The organism is Actinomadura meyerae (assembly GCF_900188445.1).
GTDB classification, from domain to species: domain Bacteria; phylum Actinomycetota; class Actinomycetes; order Streptosporangiales; family Streptosporangiaceae; genus Spirillospora; species Spirillospora meyerae.
This window is the reverse complement of the sequence record NZ_FZOR01000051.1, coordinates 1-20,012: the sequence shown is the minus strand read 5'-3', so window position 1 is coordinate 20,012 and position 20,012 is coordinate 1. Positions and strand designations below refer to the sequence as shown.

General features: G+C 72.5%; 22 protein-coding genes, 1 tRNA gene and 1 pseudogene. 6 read left to right on the top strand and 18 right to left on the bottom strand.

Features of this window, described 5'->3' with window-relative positions:
- Nucleotides 1–41 precede the first annotated feature (41 nt).
- The 8 genes from CHF16_RS34635 to CHF16_RS34600 form a co-directional block, all read right to left on the bottom strand.
- Nucleotides 42–116 (bottom strand) — tRNA-Val (locus CHF16_RS34635).
- Between the two features lie 57 nt (nt 117–173).
- Nucleotides 174–1,337, bottom strand: a complete 1,164-nt coding sequence (locus CHF16_RS34630; RefSeq protein WP_089330409.1) for a geranylgeranyl reductase family protein — start codon at nt 1,335–1,337, stop codon at nt 174–176.
- Complete coding sequence (locus CHF16_RS34625) at nt 1,337–1,972, bottom strand: dienelactone hydrolase family protein (protein WP_089330408.1); 636 nt, start codon at nt 1,970–1,972, stop codon at nt 1,337–1,339. Before CHF16_RS34625 ends, CHF16_RS34630 begins: the two co-directional genes overlap by 1 nt.
- Entirely contained in the window at nt 1,969–2,388 is a 420-nt protein-coding gene (locus tag CHF16_RS34620; protein ID WP_089330407.1) for a CBS domain-containing protein, read from the bottom strand. The genes CHF16_RS34625 and CHF16_RS34620 overlap by 4 nt, the downstream gene beginning before the upstream one ends.
- 117 nt (nt 2,389–2,505) lie before the next feature.
- A complete protein-coding gene (locus CHF16_RS34615; protein WP_218826983.1) occupies nt 2,506–3,414 on the bottom strand; it encodes a PAC2 family protein in 909 nt (302 codons plus the stop codon).
- 79 nt (nt 3,415–3,493) lie between these two features.
- Nucleotides 3,494–4,468 (bottom strand): CbbX protein, encoded by a 975-nt coding sequence (gene cbbX / locus CHF16_RS34610; protein WP_245869706.1) that lies wholly within the window; start codon nt 4,466–4,468, stop codon nt 3,494–3,496.
- Nucleotides 4,465–4,893 (bottom strand): ribulose bisphosphate carboxylase small subunit, encoded by a 429-nt coding sequence (locus CHF16_RS34605; RefSeq protein WP_089330404.1) that lies wholly within the window; start codon nt 4,891–4,893, stop codon nt 4,465–4,467. The genes cbbX and CHF16_RS34605 overlap by 4 nt, the downstream gene beginning before the upstream one ends.
- The gene (locus CHF16_RS34600; protein ID WP_089330403.1) at nt 4,893–6,326 is read right to left on the bottom strand and encodes a form I ribulose bisphosphate carboxylase large subunit; all 1,434 of its coding nucleotides are present in this window, start codon (nt 6,324–6,326) and stop codon (nt 4,893–4,895) included. Before CHF16_RS34600 ends, CHF16_RS34605 begins: the two co-directional genes overlap by 1 nt.
- A 246-nt stretch (nt 6,327–6,572) precedes the next feature.
- On the opposite strand from CHF16_RS34600, the gene CHF16_RS34595 reads away from it, so the two are divergent.
- Entirely contained in the window at nt 6,573–7,475 is a 903-nt protein-coding gene (locus tag CHF16_RS34595; protein WP_089330402.1) for a LysR substrate-binding domain-containing protein, read from the top strand.
- 4 nt (nt 7,476–7,479) lie between these two features.
- Here CHF16_RS34595 and CHF16_RS40635 read toward each other — a convergent pair whose 3' ends face one another.
- A complete protein-coding gene (locus CHF16_RS40635; RefSeq protein ID WP_179271846.1) occupies nt 7,480–7,656 on the bottom strand; it encodes a hypothetical protein in 177 nt (58 codons plus the stop codon).
- 124 nt (nt 7,657–7,780) lie between these two features.
- On the opposite strand from CHF16_RS40635, the gene CHF16_RS34590 reads away from it, so the two are divergent.
- On the top strand, nt 7,781–9,028 hold the full coding sequence (locus tag CHF16_RS34590; protein ID WP_089330401.1) for a saccharopine dehydrogenase family protein: 1,248 nt from the start codon (nt 7,781–7,783) through the stop codon (nt 9,026–9,028).
- Here the strand turns inward: CHF16_RS34590 and CHF16_RS34585 are convergent.
- Both CHF16_RS34585 and CHF16_RS34580 read right to left on the bottom strand, forming a co-directional pair.
- The gene (locus tag CHF16_RS34585) at nt 8,964–10,169 is read right to left on the bottom strand and encodes a sensor histidine kinase (protein WP_089330400.1); all 1,206 of its coding nucleotides are present in this window, start codon (nt 10,167–10,169) and stop codon (nt 8,964–8,966) included. The two genes, CHF16_RS34590 and CHF16_RS34585, sit on opposite strands and share 65 nt — an antisense overlap.
- Nucleotides 10,166–10,822, bottom strand: coding sequence for a response regulator (locus CHF16_RS34580; RefSeq protein WP_089330399.1), 657 nt, complete (start codon nt 10,820–10,822; stop codon nt 10,166–10,168). Before CHF16_RS34580 ends, CHF16_RS34585 begins: the two co-directional genes overlap by 4 nt.
- Before the next feature lie 192 nt (nt 10,823–11,014).
- Here CHF16_RS34580 and CHF16_RS34575 point away from each other — a divergent pair, with 192 nt between their 5' ends.
- Nucleotides 11,015–11,965 (top strand): phosphoribulokinase, encoded by a 951-nt coding sequence (locus CHF16_RS34575; protein WP_089330398.1) that lies wholly within the window; start codon nt 11,015–11,017, stop codon nt 11,963–11,965.
- Between the two features lie 242 nt (nt 11,966–12,207).
- Here the strand turns inward: CHF16_RS34575 and CHF16_RS34570 are convergent, their stop codons facing one another.
- The 5 genes from CHF16_RS34570 to CHF16_RS34550 all read right to left on the bottom strand — a co-directional run bounded on the left by CHF16_RS34570 (nt 12,208) and on the right by CHF16_RS34550 (nt 14,571).
- On the bottom strand, nt 12,208–12,609 hold the full coding sequence (locus CHF16_RS34570; protein ID WP_089330397.1) for a hypothetical protein: 402 nt from the start codon (nt 12,607–12,609) through the stop codon (nt 12,208–12,210).
- A gap of 70 nt (nt 12,610–12,679) precedes the next feature.
- A complete protein-coding gene (locus CHF16_RS34565) occupies nt 12,680–13,186 on the bottom strand; it encodes a peroxiredoxin (protein ID WP_089330396.1) in 507 nt (168 codons plus the stop codon).
- Between the two features lie 17 nt (nt 13,187–13,203).
- Nucleotides 13,204–13,632 (bottom strand): DUF3052 domain-containing protein, encoded by a 429-nt coding sequence (locus tag CHF16_RS34560; RefSeq protein ID WP_089330395.1) that lies wholly within the window; start codon nt 13,630–13,632, stop codon nt 13,204–13,206.
- Between the two features lie 243 nt (nt 13,633–13,875).
- On the bottom strand, nt 13,876–14,283 hold the full coding sequence (locus CHF16_RS34555; RefSeq protein WP_089330394.1) for a YjbQ family protein: 408 nt from the start codon (nt 14,281–14,283) through the stop codon (nt 13,876–13,878).
- A 90-nt stretch (nt 14,284–14,373) separates the two neighbouring features.
- Nucleotides 14,374–14,571: a DUF1918 domain-containing protein gene (locus tag CHF16_RS34550; protein ID WP_089330393.1), complete on the bottom strand. Its 198-nt coding sequence runs from the start codon at nt 14,569–14,571 to the stop codon at nt 14,374–14,376.
- A 322-nt stretch (nt 14,572–14,893) separates the two neighbouring features.
- Between CHF16_RS34550 and aceE the strand changes: the two genes are divergently transcribed.
- The gene (gene aceE, locus CHF16_RS34545; protein WP_089330392.1) at nt 14,894–17,674 is read left to right on the top strand and encodes a pyruvate dehydrogenase (acetyl-transferring), homodimeric type; all 2,781 of its coding nucleotides are present in this window, start codon (nt 14,894–14,896) and stop codon (nt 17,672–17,674) included.
- Between the two features lie 85 nt (nt 17,675–17,759).
- On the opposite strand, the gene CHF16_RS34540 is transcribed toward aceE, so the two are convergent.
- Nucleotides 17,760–18,134 (bottom strand): VOC family protein, encoded by a 375-nt coding sequence (locus CHF16_RS34540; protein WP_089330391.1) that lies wholly within the window; start codon nt 18,132–18,134, stop codon nt 17,760–17,762.
- A complete protein-coding gene (locus tag CHF16_RS34535; protein WP_089330390.1) occupies nt 18,131–18,625 on the bottom strand; it encodes an ATP-binding protein in 495 nt (164 codons plus the stop codon). The genes CHF16_RS34540 and CHF16_RS34535 overlap by 4 nt, the downstream gene beginning before the upstream one ends.
- Nucleotides 18,626–18,820: 195 nt before the next feature.
- Here CHF16_RS34535 and CHF16_RS34530 point away from each other — a divergent pair, with 195 nt between their 5' ends.
- Nucleotides 18,821–19,798: a helix-turn-helix domain-containing protein gene (locus CHF16_RS34530; RefSeq protein WP_089330389.1), complete on the top strand. Its 978-nt coding sequence runs from the start codon at nt 18,821–18,823 to the stop codon at nt 19,796–19,798.
- Nucleotides 19,795–20,012 (top strand): annotated as a pseudogene (locus tag CHF16_RS34525) (IS1380 family transposase); the annotation flags it as partial. The gene CHF16_RS34530 and the pseudogene CHF16_RS34525, both read left to right, overlap by 4 nt.

The following is a 20,012-nucleotide window of genomic DNA, read 5'->3' as shown; positions in this document are numbered from 1 at the left end:
CGAAGACCCTGTTCCCATGATCGGGAACAGGGTCTTTTCGCTGGTGGGCGCGGACGGTTTCGAACCGCCGACTCCTCGCTTGTAAGGCGAGTGCTCTACCCCTGAGCTACGCGCCCGGGTTGCCGGGAAAGCGTACCCGGTTCGTGGGGGGAATCGCGAAACGGTATCGGAGGTCAGGAGGGCGGGGTGAGGCGGGTCAGGGCCGCGGCCAGGTGGTCTGTGGCGGTTCGCGGGGAGGCGGGGGGCATGCCGCCCGCGAGGGTCAGGGCCAGGCGCATGACGGTGGGGCGGGTGAGGCCGTGGCGGGTCGCCAGGCGCATGAGGTGGGGGTTGTCGAGGGCGCGGGTGAAGGCTCGGGCCAGGGTGAAGGGGCGGCCGTTGGCGGCGCGGATGGCGGACGGGTAGGTCTGGAGGATCTCGTCCGGGGAGGGGGCGCGCTGGGCCTTGATGATGGTCTCGGCGGCTATGCGGCCCGCCTCCAGGGAGTAGGCGATGCCTTCGCCGCTGAACGGGTTGACCATGCCGCCGGAGTCGCCGGCCAGGAGGAGGCCGGGGAGGTAGTGGGGGCGGCGGCTGTAGCCCATGGGTAGGGCCGCGCCGCGCAGGGGGCCTGTGGCGTTGGTGTCGGTGAAGCCCCAGGCGGCGGGTAGGCGGTCCAGCCAGCGGGTCAGCAGGCGGTGGTAGTCGGGGTGTTCGCTGCGCAGGAGGGCCACTCCTACGTTGCAGGTGCCGTCGCCCATGCCGAAGACCCAGCCGTAGCCCGCGGGGGCCAGGTCCAGCCAGATTTCCAGGTGGGCGTCGTCGTGGCGGGGGCTGCGGTAGTAGCGGCGGCCCGCGATGCCTATGGGGCGGTCGCGGCGGGGGTGCAGGCCCACCGCTACGGAGAGGCGGGACGAGGCGCCGTCCGCGGCGATCACCAGGCGGGCTTCGTGGTCCCCCGTGGAGGTGCGGACGCCGGTCACGCGGCCTTTGCCCTCAAGAGGGGCCGTGACCTTGGTGTTCTCCTCAAGGGTCGCGCCCGCGGCCACGGCGTTGCGGGCCAGGAGTTCGTCCAGGTCGGTGCGGGTGCGGGTGAGGCCGTGGCCGGACGGCCAGGGGATCTCCAGGGTGCGGCCCGAGGCGATGAGGCGGACGCCCTCGGTGCGGTACCAGGAGGAGAGGTCGAGGCCCAGGGCGCGGAGTTCGTCGACGGCGCGGGGCGTGAGGCCGTCGCCGCAGACCTTCTCGCGCGGGAAGGACGACTTCTCCAGGATCAGGACGTCCAGGCCGGCCTTGGCGAGGTGGTAGGCGGCGGAGGTCCCGGCGGGGCCCGCTCCGACCACGATGACATCGCGCATCACAGGTGTCGATTGAACCAGTCAGCGGCCTGGGTGGTCACCTCTTCCAGGGCTCCGGGCTCCTCGAAGAGGTGGGTCGCGCCGGAGACGATGTGGATTTCGGAGTGTTCGAGCCTTTCGTGCGCCTGCTCGTTCAGCTTCAGGACCTCCGGGTCCCGGCCGCCGACGATCAGCAGGACGGGCGCCCGGACGCGGGGCAGCGACGGGCCGGCGAGGTCGGGGCGGCCGCCCCGGGAGACGACCGCGCGGATCTCGGGGCGGGCCGCCGCGGCGGCGAGCGCGGCGGCGGCGCCGGTGCTGGCGCCGAACAGGCCGATGGGGAGGCCGGCGGTGTGCGGGGCCGCTTCCAGGCCCTCGGCGAGCCGGTCGATCGCGCCGATGAGGCGCAGGGTGAGCAGCTCGATGTCGAAGCGGAGCGCGGCGGTGACGCGGTCGACCTCGTCCTCGTGCCGGGTGAGCAGGTCGATCAGGAGGGTGCCGAGACCCGCGGCGTTGAGGCCCTCGGCGACGGCGCGGTTGCGGGGGCTGAGCCGGGAGCTGCCGCTGCCGTGCGCGAACAGGACGACGCCGGTCGCGCCCTCCGGGATCGCCAGGTCGCCGTCGAGTTCGGCGTCCCGGAGCTTCAGCGTGATCACGTGTTGGGCGGTTCCGCGCTGATGTCGGCGAGGGCCGAGCGCTCGTCCCGCTGGACGGCGAGGTCCCCGATGGACACCATGCCGATCGGCCGGTCGCCGTCCACGACGGGGATCCGCCGGACGGCGTGCTCGCGCATCAGCCGCACGGCCTCGTCGGCGTCCTCGCCGGGCGCGACCGTGATCAGGTTGGTGCTGCAGATGTCGGCGACGCTCGTGCCGGACATGTCGCGCTGCGCGGCGACGGCGCGGATCACGATGTCGCGGTCGGTGACCAGGCCGCGCAGCCGCCCCTCGTGGACGACGAGGACGTCGCCGATCCCGTGCTGGCGCATGAGGTCCCCGACCTCGGTCAGGGACGTGTCCGGGGGCACCGCCACCGGCACCGGCGTCATCACCTCGTTCACCTTCTGGGCCATGAGCGAACCTCCCCTCTCGGGCGCTCGCCTACCCAGCGGCGGACGGGATATGTCCGGCCGGCGGCATGTCCGGCCGGTGGCATGTCCAGCCGGCGGCATGTCCAGCCGGCGGCATGTCTAGCCCGCGGAGTCGGGCCCGTCCTGCTCGGCGAGGAACCGCTCGAACTGGGCGCCGAGCTCGTCGGCGGTCGGCATGTCCTGCGACTCGGCGAGGAGGCTGTCGCGCTCGGCGGCGCCGGCGAACGCGTCGTACTGCTGCTCCAGGGCCCGGACGACCTTCTCGACCTCGTCGTTGCCGTCGACCTGCTCGGCGATGTCGGCGTCGGTCGCGGCGGCCGCGTCGCGGAGCCGGTCGGCGGGCAGGACCAGGCCGGTGACGGACACGATCGCCTCCAGCGCGGCGACGGCGGCGGCGGGGTAGGCGGACTGGGCCAGGTAGTGCGGGACGTGCACGGCGAACCCGACGGCGTCGTGGCCGGCCTCGCCGAGCCGCAGCTCCAGCAGGCCGGCGGCGCTGCCGGGCACCTGGACCTTGTCGAACCAGGAGTTGCGGGTGACCAGCTCGGGACGGGTGGCGTGCGCGGTGGTGCCGACCGGGCGGGTGTGCGGGACGCCCATCGGGATGCCGTGGAAGCCGACGACGAGGCCGACGCCGAGCTTCTTCACCAGGTGCAGGACGGCCGAGGTGAAGCCCTCCCACAGCCGGTCGGGCTCCGGCCCGGACAGCAGCAGGAAGGGGCTGCCGGCCTCGTCGTGCAGCAGCCGGACGACCAGCTCCGGGGCGTCGTAGGAGGCCCAGTGGTCCCGGTCGAACGTCATCGGCGGCCGGCGGGCCCGGTAGTCGATCAGCGAGTCGACGTCGAAGCGGGCGATCACGCGGTGCTCGAGGGATTCCAGGAGGTGCTCGCGCACGAGCTGCCCGGTGGACCCGGCGTCCACGAAGCCGTCGAGGCTGTGCAGCAGCACCGGACCCGTCATCTCCGGCAGGTCGGCGTCGAGCTCGTACAGATCCTCTGGGTTACGCAACTTCTCCCCCACCTCTACATGTCTTAGGGCCAACATTAGGACATGCGGAGGCTCATCCCCGGTTCGGACGTGACACGGGTCACCGAAACACGCGGCTGGCTCGGAAGTCTTCCGGGAGGAGGGTGGTGAGGTCGTCGCGGCCGATGTCGCCGCCCCGCGCGAGGAGGCGGCCGGCGTGCCGGAGGCGGGCCCGCTCGATGGCGTTCCGCACGGACCGGGCGTTGGCGAACCGCGGCTGCTCGCGGCGCCGGGACAGGTACTCGCGCAGGACGGGCTCGGCCTCGGGGGCGAGCGCGTAGCCCTCCCGCTCGGTCATCAGGCGGGCGATGGCCTCCAGTTCGGCCAGGTCGTAGTCGGGGAAGTCGATGTGGTGGGCGATGCGGGAGCTCATGCCGGGGTTGGACGCGAAGAAGGAGTCCATGCGGTCCTTGTAGCCGGCGAGCACGACGACGAGGTCGTCCCGCTGGTTCTCCATGACCTGGAGGAGGATCTCGATGGCCTCCTGCCCGTAGTCGCGCTCGTTCTCCGCCCGGTACAGGTAGTACGCCTCGTCGATGAACAGCACGCCGCCCATCGCCCGTTTCAGGACCTCCTTGGTCTTGGGCGCGGTGTGCCCGACGTACTGGCCGACGAGGTCGTCCCGGGTGACGGAGACGAGGTGGCCGCGGCGGACGTACCCGAGGCGGTGCAGCAGTTCCGCGAGCCGGACGGCGACGGACGTCTTGCCGGTCCCGGGGCTGCCGGTGAAGCACATGTGCAGGTTGGGGCGGCCGGAGTCGATACCGAACCGGGCCCGGACGCGGTCGACGAGCAGCAGCGCCGCGATCTCCCGGATGCGGGTCTTGACCGGGGCGAGGCCGACGAGTTCGGTGTCGAGGGCGGCCAGGACGGCGTCGATCCCCGCGTCGGCGCGCTCCTTCGCGAGGTCGACGCGTGCGTCCGGCGGAAGCGGCTCGGGCGCGGGGAGGGGAGACGGCTCCCCGGTGGCGGGAGCGCGGGAGGGGTCCACCGGGGAGCCGTTGTGGCGCATCCCGAAGCCGGGGCGTCCGCTCAACGCCCGGCTCCGTAGCGGACGCCCTCGGGCCGGTCGAGGGCGTAGGGGTGCAGGCCGTACCGGACGCGCCGGTCGGACGTCTCGGTCCGGTCCAGCCGGAAGCCGGGCTCGTCGGCGGGCCGCTGGACGATGAACGACAGCGCGGTGGTCTGCCGCCCGTAGCGGGCGTCGTAGGCGTTCAGCCTGATGTAGTGGTCCGGGTACGCCTTGCGGCATTCGTTGACCTCGTACAGGACGCCCGCGGGGTCGGTGAGGTCGAACATCGGCAGGCCCCACATCTCCCAGTAGGAGTTGCGCGGGTGCGGGTCGTCGGTGAACTCGACCGAGCAGGGCCAGCCCTGGCCGAGGGCGTAGGCGACCTGGGCAGCGATCTCGGCGTCGGTGAGGTCGGGCAGGTACGAGAAGGCGCCTTGGGTGATCCGCATCAGATGCTCACAGGGGTCTCGACGACGTCGGGCGTGTCGGTGGACTCGTAGGTGAAGGTGATGTCGCCCCAGGTGGACAGGGCGATGTCGAGTTCGCGGCTGCGCTTGGCGGCGGCGCGCAGGATGTCGGGGCCCTCGGCGAGGTAGTCGCGGCCCTCGTTGCGCGCCTTGATCATCGCTTCGAGCGCGACGCGGTTGGCGGTGGCGCCGGCGGCGATGCCCATCGGGTGGCCGATCGTCCCGCCGCCGAACTGGAGGATGGTGTCCTCGCCGAGGTAGTGCAGGAGCTGGTGCATCTGCCCGGCGTGGATGCCGCCGGACGCGACGGGCATCGTGCCCGGCATCGACGCCCACTCCTGGTCGAAGTACAGGCCCTTCACGGGGTCGGCCTCGACCTTGTCCAGGCGGAGCGTGTCGTAGTAGCCGCGGACGCTGTTCGGGTCGCCCTCCAGCTTTCCGACGACCGTCCCGGCGTGGATGTGGTCGACGCCCGCCAGCCGCATCCATTTGGCGATGACGCGGAAGTTCACGCCGTGCGTCTTCTGCCGCGTGTAGGTGGAGTGCCCCGCGCGGTGCAGGTGCAGCAGGACGCCGTTCCTGCGCGCCCACTTGGCCATCGACTGGATGGCCGTGTAGCCGATGGTCAGGTCGATCATCACGACGACGCTGCCGAGTTCCTTGGCGAACTCGGCGCGCTCGTACATGTCCTCCATCGTGGCGGCGGTGACGTTGAGGTAGTGGCCCTTGACCTCGCCCGTGGCGGCCTGGGCCCGGTTGACGCCCTCCATGCAGTAGAGGAAGCGGTCGCGCCAGCGCATGAACGGCTGGGAGTTGATGTTCTCGTCGTCCTTGGTGAAGTCGAGGCCGCCGCGCAGGGCCTCGTAGACCACGCGCCCGTAGTTGCGCGCCGACAGGCCGAGCTTGGGCTTGACGGTCGCGCCGAGCAGCGGGCGGCCGAACTTGCCGAGGTACTCGCGCTCCATGACGATGCCGTGCGCCGGGCCCTGGAACGTCTTGACGTAGTGGGACGGGATCCGCATGTCCTCCAGCCGGAGGGCCTTCAGCGCCTTGAACCCGAAGACGTTCCCGATGATGGACGACGTCAGGTTCGCGATCGACCCCTCCTCGAACAGGTCGAGGTCGTAGGCGATGTAGGCGATGAACTGGTTCTCCTGCCCGGGGACCGGCTCCACCTTGTAGCACTTGCCCTGGTAGTTCTCGAAGGACGTGAGCCGGTCCGTCCACACGACGGTCCAGGTCGCGGTGGACGACTCGCCCGCGACGGCCGCACCCGCCTCCTCCGGCGGCACGCCCGGCTGCGGCGTGATCCGGAAGGCGGCGAGGATGTCGCTGTCCTTCGGCTCATAGTCCGGACGCCAGTAGCCCATCTCGGCGTAGGGGATCACGCCCGCCGACCATCTGCCCGCGCTCATCCGCCGCTCTCCTCCGCTGGACGCTCGGCCGGGACGCGGCGCCCGCCCCGGTGAAGGACGGCATGTCCAGGGGACTCGGGGCGGTGCGCCGCGTCCCGGTTCACGTGGAACCGTGACGCTTCGCAGCTTGGCCGCCCGACACTTGCGATGTCCATCAAGTGTTCTACGGTGACCATCAAGCATTCGCTTGAACGAACACTTCCAAGGGGGGACGGTCCCCCGCATCCCCGAGTGAGGAGGCCGGACGTGACGGAGGCGCGGCTGCGGAGCCTCGTCGCTCTCGCCGACACCGGGTCGGTGCGGGCGGCGGCGCGGCGGCTGTACGTGACCGAGTCGGCGGTGTCGGCGGCGGTCGCCGCGCTGACCCGCGACCTCGGCGTGCCGCTGGTGCGGCGGGAGGGCCGGGGCGTGCGGCTGACGCCGGCCGGCGCCGTCTACGCCGGGTACGCGCGGCAGGTGCTCGGGCTGCTGGAGGAGGGCCGGGCGGCGGCGCGCGGCGCGGCCGATCCGGGGCGGGGGCCGCTGCGGCTCGCGGCGGTGACGACGGCCGCCGACGAGCTGCTGCCCGAGCTGCTCGCCGCGTTCCGGGCGCGCTGGCCGGACGTGGAGCTGGCGCTGGAGGTGGGGTCGCGCCGCCAGGTGTGGAGCAGCCTCGCCGCGCACGAGGCCGATCTGGTGCTGGCGGGCCGCCCGCCGGCCGACGTGGCGGCGACGGTGCTGGCCACGCGCCCGAACGAGCTGGTCGTGGTGGGCGCTCCGGACGTCGCCGCCGGGTTCGCCCTGGCCCGGACGCCCTGGGTGATGCGGGAGCCCGGCTCGGGCACGCGGGCGACCGCGGAGGCGTACCTGGCCGAGCGGGAGGTGGCGCCGCCCCGGCTGGTGCTCGGCTCGAACGGCGCGGTCATCGCGGGCGCGGCGGCCGGGCTGGGCGTGGCGCTGGTGTCGCGGGACGCGATCGGCGCCGATCTGGACGCGGGCCGCCTCGCGGTGGTCGGCGCGCCGGGGATGCCGCTCGACCGGCCCTGGCACGCGGTCGCGGGCGCGGTGCCCACCCCGACGACGATGCTGTTCGTCCGGCACCTGCTGGACGCCCCCGGCTGGACGCCCGCCGGCCCCGCCGGAACGGCCGGAACGGCCGGCGCCAGGTGAACGGCTAGGGCAGCGCCCACAGCGGCACCGACAGCAGGGACAGGCTGATCGCGAGCAGCACCATCGCGACCGGCCGGCCGCCCTCGTTGCCCGGGGCCGCGCCGGCATGCGTCAGCATGTAGACGAAGGACGCCAGGAAGCCCGCGGCGACGACGTCCATCGCCGCGGCGAGCGCGGTCACCGCACCACCATCCGGGTCACCGGAGCAACCCTAGGGGAGTGCGGTCGCTCACAATGGCCGTCCGCGCCACACGGGAGCCACCCGACAGGACAGAATCGGATTCGGCAACATGAGAGGGGCCACCATGACCGCCGACAGCCCAGCCGACGCTCGCCCGAACGGCTCCGCGCGCCCGTACGACATCGTGCTGTTCGGCGCCACCGGCTTCACCGGCGGGCTGACCGCCGAGTACCTGGCCGCGACCGCCCGGCCTGGAACGCGCTGGGCCCTCGCCGGACGGAACCGGGGCAAGCTGGAGGCGGTCCGCGACCGGCTGACGAAGATCGACCCGGCGTGCGCCGAGCTGGAGCTGCTGCACGCCGACACCGCCGACGCCGCCTCGATCGAGGCCATCGCGGCCGCGGCACGGGTCGTCATCACCACGGTCGGCCCCTACGTCAAGCACGGCGAGCCCCTGGTAGCGGCGTGCGCGCGCGCCGGAACCGACTACGTCGACCTCACCGGCGAGCCCACGTTCGTCGACCGCATGTACGTCAAGTACCACCGGGAGGCGGTGGACAGCGGGGCGCGCCTCGTCCACGCCTGCGGGTTCGACTCGATCCCGCACGACCTCGGCGCCTACTTCACGGTCAAGCACCTCCCCGAGGGCGTCCCGCTGCACGTCGAGGGGTTCCTGCGGGTGCAGGGGGCGGCGTCCGGCGGCACCGTGCACTCGGCGGTCGGCATCTTCGGCGACACGGCCGGGATGCTGCGCGCCGAGCGCGAGCGCCGCCGGGTGGAGGAGCCGCCCGCCGGGCGCCGGGTGCGGATCTCGCGCTCCCCCGTGCCGAAGTCCCGCGTCGGGGACGGCTGGACGCTGCCGCTGCCCACCATCGACCCGCAGATCGTCACCCGGTCGGCGGCGGCCCTCGACCGCTACGGTCCCAACTTCTCCTACGGCCACTACCTCGCGGTCCGGCGGCTCGCGACCGCCGCGGGGATCGCGGCCGGCTTCGGCGGCCTGGCCGCGGCGGCCTCGGTCCCCCCGGTCCGGCGGGCGCTGCTGCGCTTCGCGACGCCGGGCGAGGGGCCGTCGCCGCAGCGCCGCGCCCGCAACTGGTTCAGCGTGAAGTTCGCCGGCGAGGGCGGCGGCAGGCGCGTGGTCACGGAGGTCGCGGGCGGCGACCCCGGCTACGGCGAGACGGCCAAGATGCTCGCCGAGTCGGCGCTGTGCCTGGCGCACGACGACCTGCCCGCGACGTCCGGGCAGGTCACCACGGCTGCGGCGATGGGGGACGCGCTGATCGACCGGCTCGTCGCGGCCGGCATCACCTTCCGGGTTCTGGAGGAGCGCCGGGTGCCGGAGGAGCGCCGGGCACCCGAGGAGCGCTGACGCCGCGGCCGGGGATCGGGACGACGGCCTCGACGACCGTCCCGGCGCCCGGCCTGCTCCGCACCGCGACCCGCCCGCCGAGCAGCTCGGCGCGCTCGCGCATGCCGCGCAGCCCGTAGCAGTCCGGGCGCATCCCCTTGCCGGGGCCCTGCCCGAACACGTCCCGCACGGAGAAGCCCGTCCCGTCGTCGGCGACCCGCAGCCGGACGCGGTCGGCCGAGTGCTCCAGCAGCAGGTCGACGCAGGTCGCGGACGCGTGCCGCAGGACGTTCCCGACGGCCTCCTGCGCGATCCGGTAGAGCGCGGTCTGCACGTGGTCGGGCAGCTCGTCCTCCAGCTCGCCCTCGACCGTCACCGTGACGTCGAGCGGCCGGGACGGGCCGGGGCCGTCGCCGGCCTCCCGGGCGAGGGTGGCGAGCGCCGCCGACAGGCCGAGGTCGTCCAGCACGGGCGGGCGCAGCCCGCCGATCGCCGCGCGGGTCTCGGCGGCGGCCAGCTCGCACAGCCGCCGCGCCATCATGATCTGCGCCAGCCCCTCCGGATGGTGCTCGGGCAGCGCCCGCTCGGCGGCCGACAGGTGGAACCCGAGGCTGGCGAGGCGCTGCGCGAGGCCGTCGTGGATCTCCCGGCTGAGCCGGGACCGCTCCGCCTCCTGCGCCTCGACGGCCCGCTCGGCGAACCGCTCCGCCGCGCGCTCGCGCTCGCGGGCGCTGCGCAGCCGGCGGCACGACGACAGGACCGGCGCGAACAGCCCGGCGAGCGCGGTGGCGAGCGCGAGGTCCTCGGGCGGCACGGGCCCGGCGGACCGGACGTCCACGACCGCGATCACGCCGCCGTCGCCGCCCGGCACCGGGATCGCGGCGCCGCGCCCGTCGGCGTGCGGGCGCGTCCGGCCGTGGGCGGCGACCCAGCCCGCGTCGCCCTCCCCCAGCGGGACGGGTTGGCCGGACCATTCGAGGGCGCGGCCCTCCTCGTCCAGGACGTAGACGTCGCAGAACGTCAGCGCGCGCGCCGACCGCACCACCAGGCAGGCCAGCTCGTCGGCCATCTGGGGCAGCTCGCGGTCGGAGCAGGCCGCGGCGACGACGCGGACGAGCAGGTCGGCGCCGCGCCCGGCGAGCAGCTCCAGCGGCGACGTCACCGGAACAGGCCCTCGCGCAGCGCGACCGCGATCGCCGCCGACCGGTCGGCCACCTCCAGCTTGCGGTAGAGGGCGCGCAGGTGGCTCTTCACGGTCTCCTCGCTGAGCACCAGCCGCGCCGCGATCGCCTTGTTCGACAGGCCGCCGACCAGCAGCGACAGCACCTCGCTCTCGCGCTGGGTGAGGCCGCGGTTGGCGCCCGGCCAGAACTCGCCGCGGGTCAGCCGCGCGGCGGTGACCGCCATCCGCCCGGCGAGCGTCGGGTCGACGACCGTCTCGCCCCGCGCGACCTCCTCCAGCCGCCGGACGAGCTCAGGGCCGTCCACCCGCTTGAGGAGGTAGCCGCCGGCCCCCGCGCGCAGCGCCTCGAAGACGTACTGCTCGTCGTCGTAGACCGACAGGAACACCACCCGCGCCTCCGGGACGCGGCCGGTGATCAGCCGGCACAGGTCCAGGCCGCTCTCCGGCCCGAGCCGCACGTCCAGCAGGACGACGTCCGGGCGCAGCGCGGTCACCAGCCGGGTCGCCTCGTCCCCCGTCCCCGCCTGCCCGACGACGCGCACCCGTCCGGAGAAACCGGCCAGCATGGCCTGCAGCCCGGCGAGGATCATCTCGTGGTCGTCCACCAGGACGACGCGTACGGGGACACCCATCCCGGCACGATAACAACCGGAAGCTACTCCCCAGTAGCCCTCGTGGGGCCCGCTGCGGAGGCCCCCTCCGGCGTTTCACCCCCGGCCTCACCTGATTGGGGGACGCGCCGCGCCCCGCCGACCCGTAATCTCCTGTGACGAAAACTGAATTCCGCAGGACGGAGGAGCCAGGTGCCCCATCGGATCGTGCATATGCTCCGGGCGCGCGGAGCGGGCCGCCGCCCCGTCATGCTCGCGATCGCGGGCGACAGCGCCGCCGGCAAGACGACGCTGACCAGGGGGCTTGTGCAGTGTCTCGGGGCCGACCGGATGACCGCGGTCTGCGTGGACGACTACCACCGCTACGACCGCGCCGAGCGGGCCGGCAAGCCGTTCACGGCGCTGCACCCCGACTGCAACCACATCGACATCATGGAGCAGCACCTCCAGCTGCTGTCGATGGGCGAGCCGATCCTCAAGCCGGTCTACGACCACGCCACGGGCGAGCTCGTCCGGCCGGAACTGGTCGAGCCCCGCGACTTCGTGATCGTCGAGGGCCTGCTGCCGCTGCACACCCGGATGGCGCGCGCCTGCTTCGACATCACCGTCTACCTCGACCCGCCCGAGCCGCTGCGCCACTCCTGGAAGGTCCGCCGCGACTGCGAGAAGCGCGGCTACAGCCCCGAGCAGGTGAGGGCGGAGCTCGCCCGCCGCGAGCCGGAGAGCGCCGCCTACATCCGGCCGCAGCGCAAGCACGCCGACATCGTCGTCCGGTTCGCGCCCGTGGCCGGGCGCCTCGACCCGCCCGGCACGCCGCTGTCCGCCGAGCTGCTGCTGCGCCCGACGATCGACCACCCCGAGCTGGCCGACGTCCTGGACGGCGGCGCCGGCGACACCGAGACCGCCCTGCACCTGCGGCTGCACCGCGACACCGACGGCCGCCCGGTCGACGCGCTGCACGTCCACGGCTACGTCTCGCCGGAGGAGTCGCAGGTCGTCAAGAAGGCCATCTGGGAGCGCCTCGGGCCGCGCGCCGGCGCCGCGCTCCCCGACCCGGACGCGCTCGGCCGCCTCGGCGACGCCGGGACCAGCGACCCGCTCGCGATCACCCAGCTGCTGCTGCTCTACCACCTGCTCGACGCCGACCACCGCCAGGCCGCATAGCGTGCGGCCGCGCGGCGCCGCGCGGCGCCGCGCCGCGCCGTCGTACGGACGGCATAGGGTGGCGCGGCGGCGGACGGCGAGCGAGACTCCGCGTGCGCGCGGGGAGGCCCCGGGGCTTCGGACCTGTGCCCCGGGCCGCGCGCAGGCGGCCGCCGGGAGGGCGCCCGAGCGGGCGCGCCTGGTGCCCTCCCGGCACTCGTCGTTCTTGATCCAGTGTTCTCGGGTCAGAGATGACCGGGCGGTCAGCTGACCGGGCCGCGCTTCAGGACGCGCGACAGGGCCGCCGCGACCTCCTCCGACAGTCCGCCGTCCGATACACCGCCGTCCGGCACGCCCTCGCCTCCGCCCGGCGCGCCGGAACCGCCCGCGAGGTCGGCCCCCGAGCGCACCAGCCCGGCGTCCCCGGGCTCGTCGCGGACGGCGGGACGGGTGTGCCCGCAGTCGCGGCACTCGATCTCGCCGAGCCGGCACACCAGGGCCGCCGACCCGCACGCCGAGCATCGGTCCAGGTCGCCCGCCCAGTCGCGGCCGGCCTGGCAGCCGGGGCAGACCAGCACCTGGCGCTCGGCCCTGACGCCCCGCTTCCACGGGCTCGCGCCGCGCACGGGGTCGGTCTGCCGCGCCCCGCAGCGGTAGCAGGGCATCACACCTCCAGAGGTGCCGGGACCGGTTCCGGCCAGGCCCGCTCGGCCGGGCCGGGACCGGTCCGTCTGCTCAGAGCCCGGCGAGCGCCTCGCGGTACTCGTCGATGTCGCGCGCGTCCGGGATCGCGTTCACGACCCGCCACCGGACCACGCCCTCGGTGTCGATGATGAAGGTGCCGCGCAGCGCCAGGCCCTTGGCCTCGTCGAAGACGCCGTAGCGCCGCGCCGTGCCGCCGTGCGGCCAGAAGTCCGACAGCAGCGGGAACCAGAAGCCCTCCTGGTCCGACCAGGCCCGCAGGGCGAACATCGAGTCGACCGAGACGGCCAGCAACTGGGCGCCGCTCCCGCCGTCCCCGTCGCCCGCGTCCTTGAACTCGTCCCTCAGCCGGGTCAGCTCGCCCGTGCACACGCCGCTGAAGGCCAGCGGATAGAACACCAGGACGACGTTCTTCTCGCCGCGGAAATCCGACAGCCGCACCGGGGTGCCGTGCTGGTCGGCGAGCTCGAAGTCGGGCGCCTCGGCGCCCACCTCCACAGCGCCCGCCTGGACGCCGTCCGCGCCCGCGTTGACCGCCAAGTCCTACCGCCCCCGGCCTACTTGCGGACCTTGGGCGCGACCAGCCGCGTGCCTGACCACTCCTTGGCGGCGCTGATGCTGCTGGTCTGCGAGAGCCCGGCCGTCTGCGCGGCCTCGCCGATGTCGCTCGGCTCCACGTGGCCGTCCCTGCCCGCCTTGGGCGTCAGCAGCCAGATGTTGCCGCCGCTGGTGAGCGGGACCATCGCGTCGGTCAGGCCCTCGAACAGGTCGCCGTCGTCCTCGCGCCACCACAGCAGCACGATGTCGACCACGTCGTCGTAGTCCTCGTCGACCAGTTCGTTCCCCGTGAGTTCTTCGACGGAGCGACGAAGCTCCTCGTCCACGTCGTCGTCGAAGCCGATCTCCTGCACCACCTGGCCCGCCTTCAGGCCGAGCCGTTCGGCCAGGCTGCGCTCAGACTGCGCCTGACCCGCGGTCGCGCTCACGAAAGTCCTCCCATTGTCGTCAGTCCGCACGGTGCCGTGCACTGTCGTCTCCGGCCCCCCGTCACGGGTGGCCCGCCCGCACCTGTGCGGTGTTTGCGGGACAGTCCACACAAGTGAGGGCCTCCAGCGCAAGTGTCTTCCGGGCTTTTGGTCGCCTCATGGCCCGATTCCCCGTTTCCCGGCGACCTTCCCATCCCTCAGGAAGGCTCATCCCCTCAAGAAGGCGCATCCTCTCGGGAAGGCTCATCCCTTGAGGAAGGACAAGCGGACCTGGCGGTCGGGGTTGTCCACGTTGAGGTCGACGAGGGCCACCGACTGCCACGTCCCGAGCGCGAGCCGTCCGCCCACGACCGGCAGGGTCGCGTACGGCGGGATGAGGGCGGGCATGACGTGCGACCGCCCGTGGCCCCGCGAGCCGTGCGCGTGCCGCCAGCGGTCGTCCGCCGGCAGCAGGTCGCGCAGGGCCGCCAGCAGGTCGTCGTCGCTGCCCGCGCCCAGTTCCAGGATCGCCACGCCCGCGGTCGCGTGCGGGACGAAGACGTGCAGCAGCCCGTCTCCGCCCGCGGCCGCGGCGAACCGCTCGCACTCGGCCGTGATGTCGTGCACGGTCTCGCTCGTACCGGTGGCCACCCGGACCACGGTGCTCTCCATGGTCCCGTGTCTACCCGATCCGCAGGCCCGGACGCATCCGGGGCGGCACGGGGCTCGCCGCGAGCGGACGGGCCGCCACCGGACGGGCCGCTAGTGGACCACCTCTTCGCGCCGCTCGATGACGGCGTCCGGCCCCGGGTACACCAGGCACTCGCGGCCGTCCGGGAAGCGGACCATGTACGGCGGGCCGCCGTCCGGGCCGCGCACCTCGACGATCTCGCCGATCCGGTCGGCGTGCCCGACGGCGTTGCCGTGGACGTGCAGCCGGTCTCCGATCTGTGCGTACATCGCTCTCCCCCAAGCTCGTTCGCCCGCCGCCGGGGCAGGCCGTCCCGCGCCTGTGGCGGGCACCTGAAGGCGTTGTTCCCCGCCTCACCCCGATTCCCGCGTCTCGCCACGGCAAATCAAGCAAAATCGGGCCGCCATCGGCCGCCCGGCAGGCCGCTGACCGGCACGAATGGTTACCGGTCGGTAGAGATGCGTTAGCCGTCCTGAACGGCGACGATGGGGATCACCAGACGAGCGACCGACAGTCTGCCGGGGACCGGTGGCCTCCCGAGCGGCGGCCACGGGTCTCACCAGCAACGACGGTAAGGACAAAGGGGACCCCGTGGCTTCCGGACGTCAACGCTTCTCCATCATCAGCGACGGTCTGCCGAGCCAGCTGCCCGACATCAACCCGGACGAGACCCGGGAGTGGCTGGAGTCGCTGGACACGGTCATCAAGACCGAGGGCCGCGGCAGGGCGCGGTACGTCATGCTCCGGCTCCTGGAGCGGGCCCGCGAGCTCCAGGTCGGCGTGCCCGGCCTGCGCAGCACCGACTTCATCAACACCATCCCGCCGGAGCACGAACCCTGGTTCCCCGGCGACGAGCACGTGGAACGGCGCATCCGCGCCTACATCCGGTGGAACGCCGCGATCATGGTCTCGCGCGCCAACCGCCCCGAACTCGGCGTGGGCGGGCACATCGCCACCTACGCCTCCGCCGCCTCCCTCTACGAGGTCGGCTTCAACCACTTCTTCCGCGGCAAGGACCACGGCGAGTCCGGCGACCAGGTGTTCATCCAGGGCCACGCGGCCCCCGGCATCTACGCCCGCGCCTTCCTCGAGGGGCGCCTGCCCGAGGCGAAGCTCGACGGGTTCCGGCAGGAGCACTCGCACCCGGGCGGCGGCCTGTCGTCCTACCCGCACCCGCGGCTCATGCCGGACTTCTGGGAGTTCCCCACGGTGTCCATGGGCCTGACCGCGATCGACTCGGTCTACCAGGCGCGGTTCAACCGCTACCTCTACAACCGCAAGATCAAGGACACGTCCCGCTCGCACGTGTGGGCGTTCCTCGGCGACGGCGAGATGGGCGAGCCCGAGTCGCTCGGCGCCATCGGCCTCGCCGCCCGCGAGGAGCTCGACAACCTCACCTTCGTCGTCAACTGCAACCTGCAGCAGCTGGACGGCCCGGTGCGCGGCAACGGCAAGATCATCCAGGAGCTGGAGTCGTTCTTCCGCGGCGCCGGCTGGAACGTCATCAAGGTCATCTGGGGCCGCGACTGGGACCCGCTGCTCGCCCAGGACGTCGACGGCGTGCTGGTCAACCAGATGAACACCACGCCCGACGGCCAGTTCCAGACGTTCAGCGTCGAGTCCGGCGCCTACATCCGGGAGAAGTTCTTCGGCGCCGACCCGCGGCTGCGCAAGATCGTCCAGCACCTGTCGGACGACGAGCTGCGCAAGCTGTCGCGCGGCGGGCACGACTACCGCAAGGTGTACGCGGCGTTCAAGGCGGCCCGCGAGCACGTCGGCCAGCCGACCGTGATCCTCGCGCACACGATCAAGGGCTGGACGCTCGGCTCCGACTTCGAGGCCCGCAACGCCACCCACCAGATGAAGAAGCTCACCAAGGCCGAGCTGAAGGAGTTCCGGGACCGGCTCTACCTGGACATCCCCGACTCGGCGCTGGAGCAGCCGCTGCCGCCCTACTACCACCCGGGCGAGGACTCCGACGAGATCCAGTACATGCGCGAGCGGCGCGCCGCCCTCGGCGGGTTCCTGCCGAGGCGCGTCGTGCGCGCCAAGCCGCTGAAGCTGCCCGGCGACCCCGTCTACGCCGAGATGAAGAAGGGCTCCGGCAAGCAGAACGTCGCCACCACCATGGCGTTCGTCCGGCTGCTCAAGGACCTGATCAAGGACGAGAACATCGGCGCCAGGTTCGTCCCGATCGCCCCGGACGAGTACCGCACCTTCGGCATGGACTCGCTGTTCCCCACGTCCAAGATCTACTCGCCGCACGGGCAGACCTACGAGGCCGTCGACCGCAAGCTCCTCCTCTCCTACAAGGAGGCCGAAAGCGGCCAGATGCTGCACGAGGGCATCAGCGAGGCCGGGTCGATGGCGTCCACGATCGCCGCGGGCACCGCCTACGCCACGCACGGCGAGCACATGATCCCGGTCTACATCTTCTACTCGATGTTCGGGTTCCAGCGGACCGGCGACCAGATGTGGGCGCTCGGCGACCAGATGGGCCGCGGCTTCCTGCTCGGCGCCACCGCCGGCCGCACCACGCTCACCGGCGAGGGCCTCCAGCACGCCGACGGCCACTCACCGCTGCTCGCGGCGTCGAACCCGGCCTGCGTCCACTACGACCCGACCTGGGGCTTCGAACTCGGCCACATCGTCCGGGACGCCCTGCGCCGCATGTACGGCTCGTCCGAGGAGCACCCGAACGGCGAGGACATCTTCTACTACCTCACCGTCTACAACGAGCCCTACCAGCAGCCCGCCGAACCGGAGGACCTCGACGTCGACGGCCTGCTCAAGGGCCTGTACCGCTACCGCGCCGCCGAGGCGGGCACCGGCGAGGCGCCGCGCGCGCAGATCCTCGCGTCCGGCGTCGGCGGCCGCTGGGCCCTGGAGGCGCAGCGCCTCCTCGCCGAGGACTGGGGCGTCGCCGCGGACGTCTGGTCGGCCACCTCGTGGAACGAACTGGCCCGCGAGGCCCGCGACTGCGACGAATGGAACCTGCTCAACCCCGAGGCCGAGCAGCGCGTCCCGTACGTCACCCGGACCCTCGACAACGTCGCCGGGCCGATCGTCGCCGTATCGGACTACACGCGCGCCGTACCCGACCAGATCGCCCCGTGGGTGCACGGCGACTTCACGTCCCTCGGCACCGACGGGTTCGGCTTCTCCGACACCCGCGCCGCCGCCCGCCGCTTCTTCCACGTGGACGCCGCGTCGATCGTCCTCGCGGTCCTCACGAGGCTGGCCCGGCACGGCGACATCAAACCGGAGACCCTCCCCCTTGCGATCGACCGCTACCGCCTGAACGCGGAGGTCAGCGACGTCTTCGCAGGCGGCGTGGGAAGCGCCGAGAGCAACACCGGCGGAGACGCGTGATCGACGCCTGAAAGCGGTGATTGCGGAGGTGTAGGCCGCAATGACCGGACAGGGGCCCCGAGGTTCGCCTCGGGGCCCTTTCGCATCAGCGGGCCGGGGGCTTGAAGACCCCGAACGTGTTGCCGGACGGGTCCTCCAGGTAGGCGAACGTCAGGCCGCTGACCGTGGTCAGCGCGGGCATGGCGACCTTGCCGCCGCACTTCACCGTCCGCTCGCAGGCCGCCTCGACGTCCTCCACCATGACCAGGAACATCGCGTGGTTGCGGGAGGCGTCCGGCTCGTGCGAGATGCCGCCGCTCGGCACGTCGGACCCCGGGTACCTGACCAGGTCGTAGCCGTCGGCGTCGGGGTCGAGCGTGAACTGCCAGCCGAACATGTCGCCGTAGAAGCGGCGGGCCTCCTCCGGCGCGTCGGTGCCGACCTGGAACCACGTGACGGTGTTGTAAGCGGGAACGCTCATCGATCTCCTCCTTCGAACGCTGGAACGAGCTTCCCGGGGCCTCGCGACAACCCCCTGTCGGTGTTTGCGGACAAGATTCCGCACGGCGACGGGAACCGCGCCCACACGATGGTGCGGTCGCCGTCCGCCCGGAACCCCCAGGCTTCCGCCAGGCCGGCCACGATCCTGAGCCCGCGCCCGCCCTCGGCGCCCGTCTCCCCCTTGACCCGCGGCCGCCCGCCGCCCGCGCCATCATCGGCGACCTCCAGCAGGTAGAAGTCCCCGCCGCCGAACAGGCTGACCGTCACCCATCCGCCCTTACCCGAGGCCGTGTGGGTTATGGCGTTGCAGACGGTCTCGCTCCCGACCGTCACCAGATCGTCCAGCGCGGGATGCCCCGGAGGCAGCAGGTCGCGCAGGAACCGCCGCGCCAACCCCACCGACCGCCCGACACCCGGCAGCGTGAGCGTGCCGAGCAGGACCACCCCGCCGCTCATCACCGCGCCGTCCACGACACACCGCGCCGGACCACCGGTGTCCCCGTCCTCCCGGGCGCTTCCATTCCGCGCCTCCCTTCGATTCGGAACCGCCCGCCACATTCGCCGCCCGAACCGCTCGTGTCGCCCGCCCTGAACGTTTCCCGACTGAACGTTCAATCCGCCGCGATTCCGTGTACGGGCGACCACGCTCAGTGACACTCTGGAGGAATGCCTTCCGGTACCGCCCCCACCGTCCGCCAGCGCCGGATCGGCTCGGCGCTCCGCAAAGCCCGCGACCAGCACAACCTGACCGTCGCCACCGCCGCCCGCCGCTTCGGCCGCTCCCAGGGCTGGATGAGCATGGTCGAGAACGGCCTCCAGGTCGTCTCCCCCGACGAACTCGCCGACCTCCTCGACTTCTACGACATCGAGGACGGCCCCCTCCGCGAGTCCCTCCTCCACCTCGCCACCCACAAGCCCGGGAAGTGGGAACGAGCATGGGAAGGACGTATCTCCGCCAATGCCCTCGACCTGGCGAGTCTGGAAGAGGACGCCGCTGTGATCCGCAACTTCGAGCCCTGCGTCGTCCCCGGACTCCTCCAGACTCCTGACTACACCCGTAGACTTATCGCCGTCGGCCCCGCAAAGCACAACGCCAATGCGCTAGTCAATTTCCGGCTATCTCGCCAACGGGTCTTGAGGCGCCCAGATTCACCTCGCTACGTGCCGATCATCGCGGAGGCAGTTCTCCACAACCACATCGGCCGCGATCCCGGAATCCTGCGTGCACAGGTTAGGCGACTGGCCGAGGCAGCGCGTCTCGATCATGTGGACTTGCGCGTGCTCCCCAGGACAGCAAGTGAGTACCTCTGGCTCATCACCCCGTGCCTTCTCATCGCTCTGCGCCCGCCCGGGCGCCTCACCGTGTCGGTGAGCGACCAGTTCAACAGGAGCGTCTTCATAGAGGACGAGGCCGAGGTCGCAGTCCACGAGGAGACGTTCGATGTGCTGCTCTCGGCAGCCCTAAGCCTCGATCCACCGGGTGATTGCTGTTCAGGTTGCGGAAACGACAAAAGGGATGCCCCGTGGCCTGCGATGATGGGCTTGTCTAAGGTCCAGCAGCGCAGAAGCAACGAGGCATCCCGTAAGTGCAATCCTCTCATGTCTCATCGGCGGTGGCTGCCGCGTTCGACGAGCCGAACTTGATCGCCGATGCCGGGCTGGTGCCGGTGGTGCGGCTGGCCGAGCGGGCGGGGTTGCCCGAGCTGGCGGCCGAGGTGCTGCGCATCGGCGGTGCGCGCAACAGCGCCGGCGCCGCCCCGGCCGCGAAGGTGATGTCGCTGGTGGCGGCGATGTGCGCCGGAGCCGACAGCATCGATGACACCGACCGGTTGCGGCACGGGGCGATGCCGACCGCGTT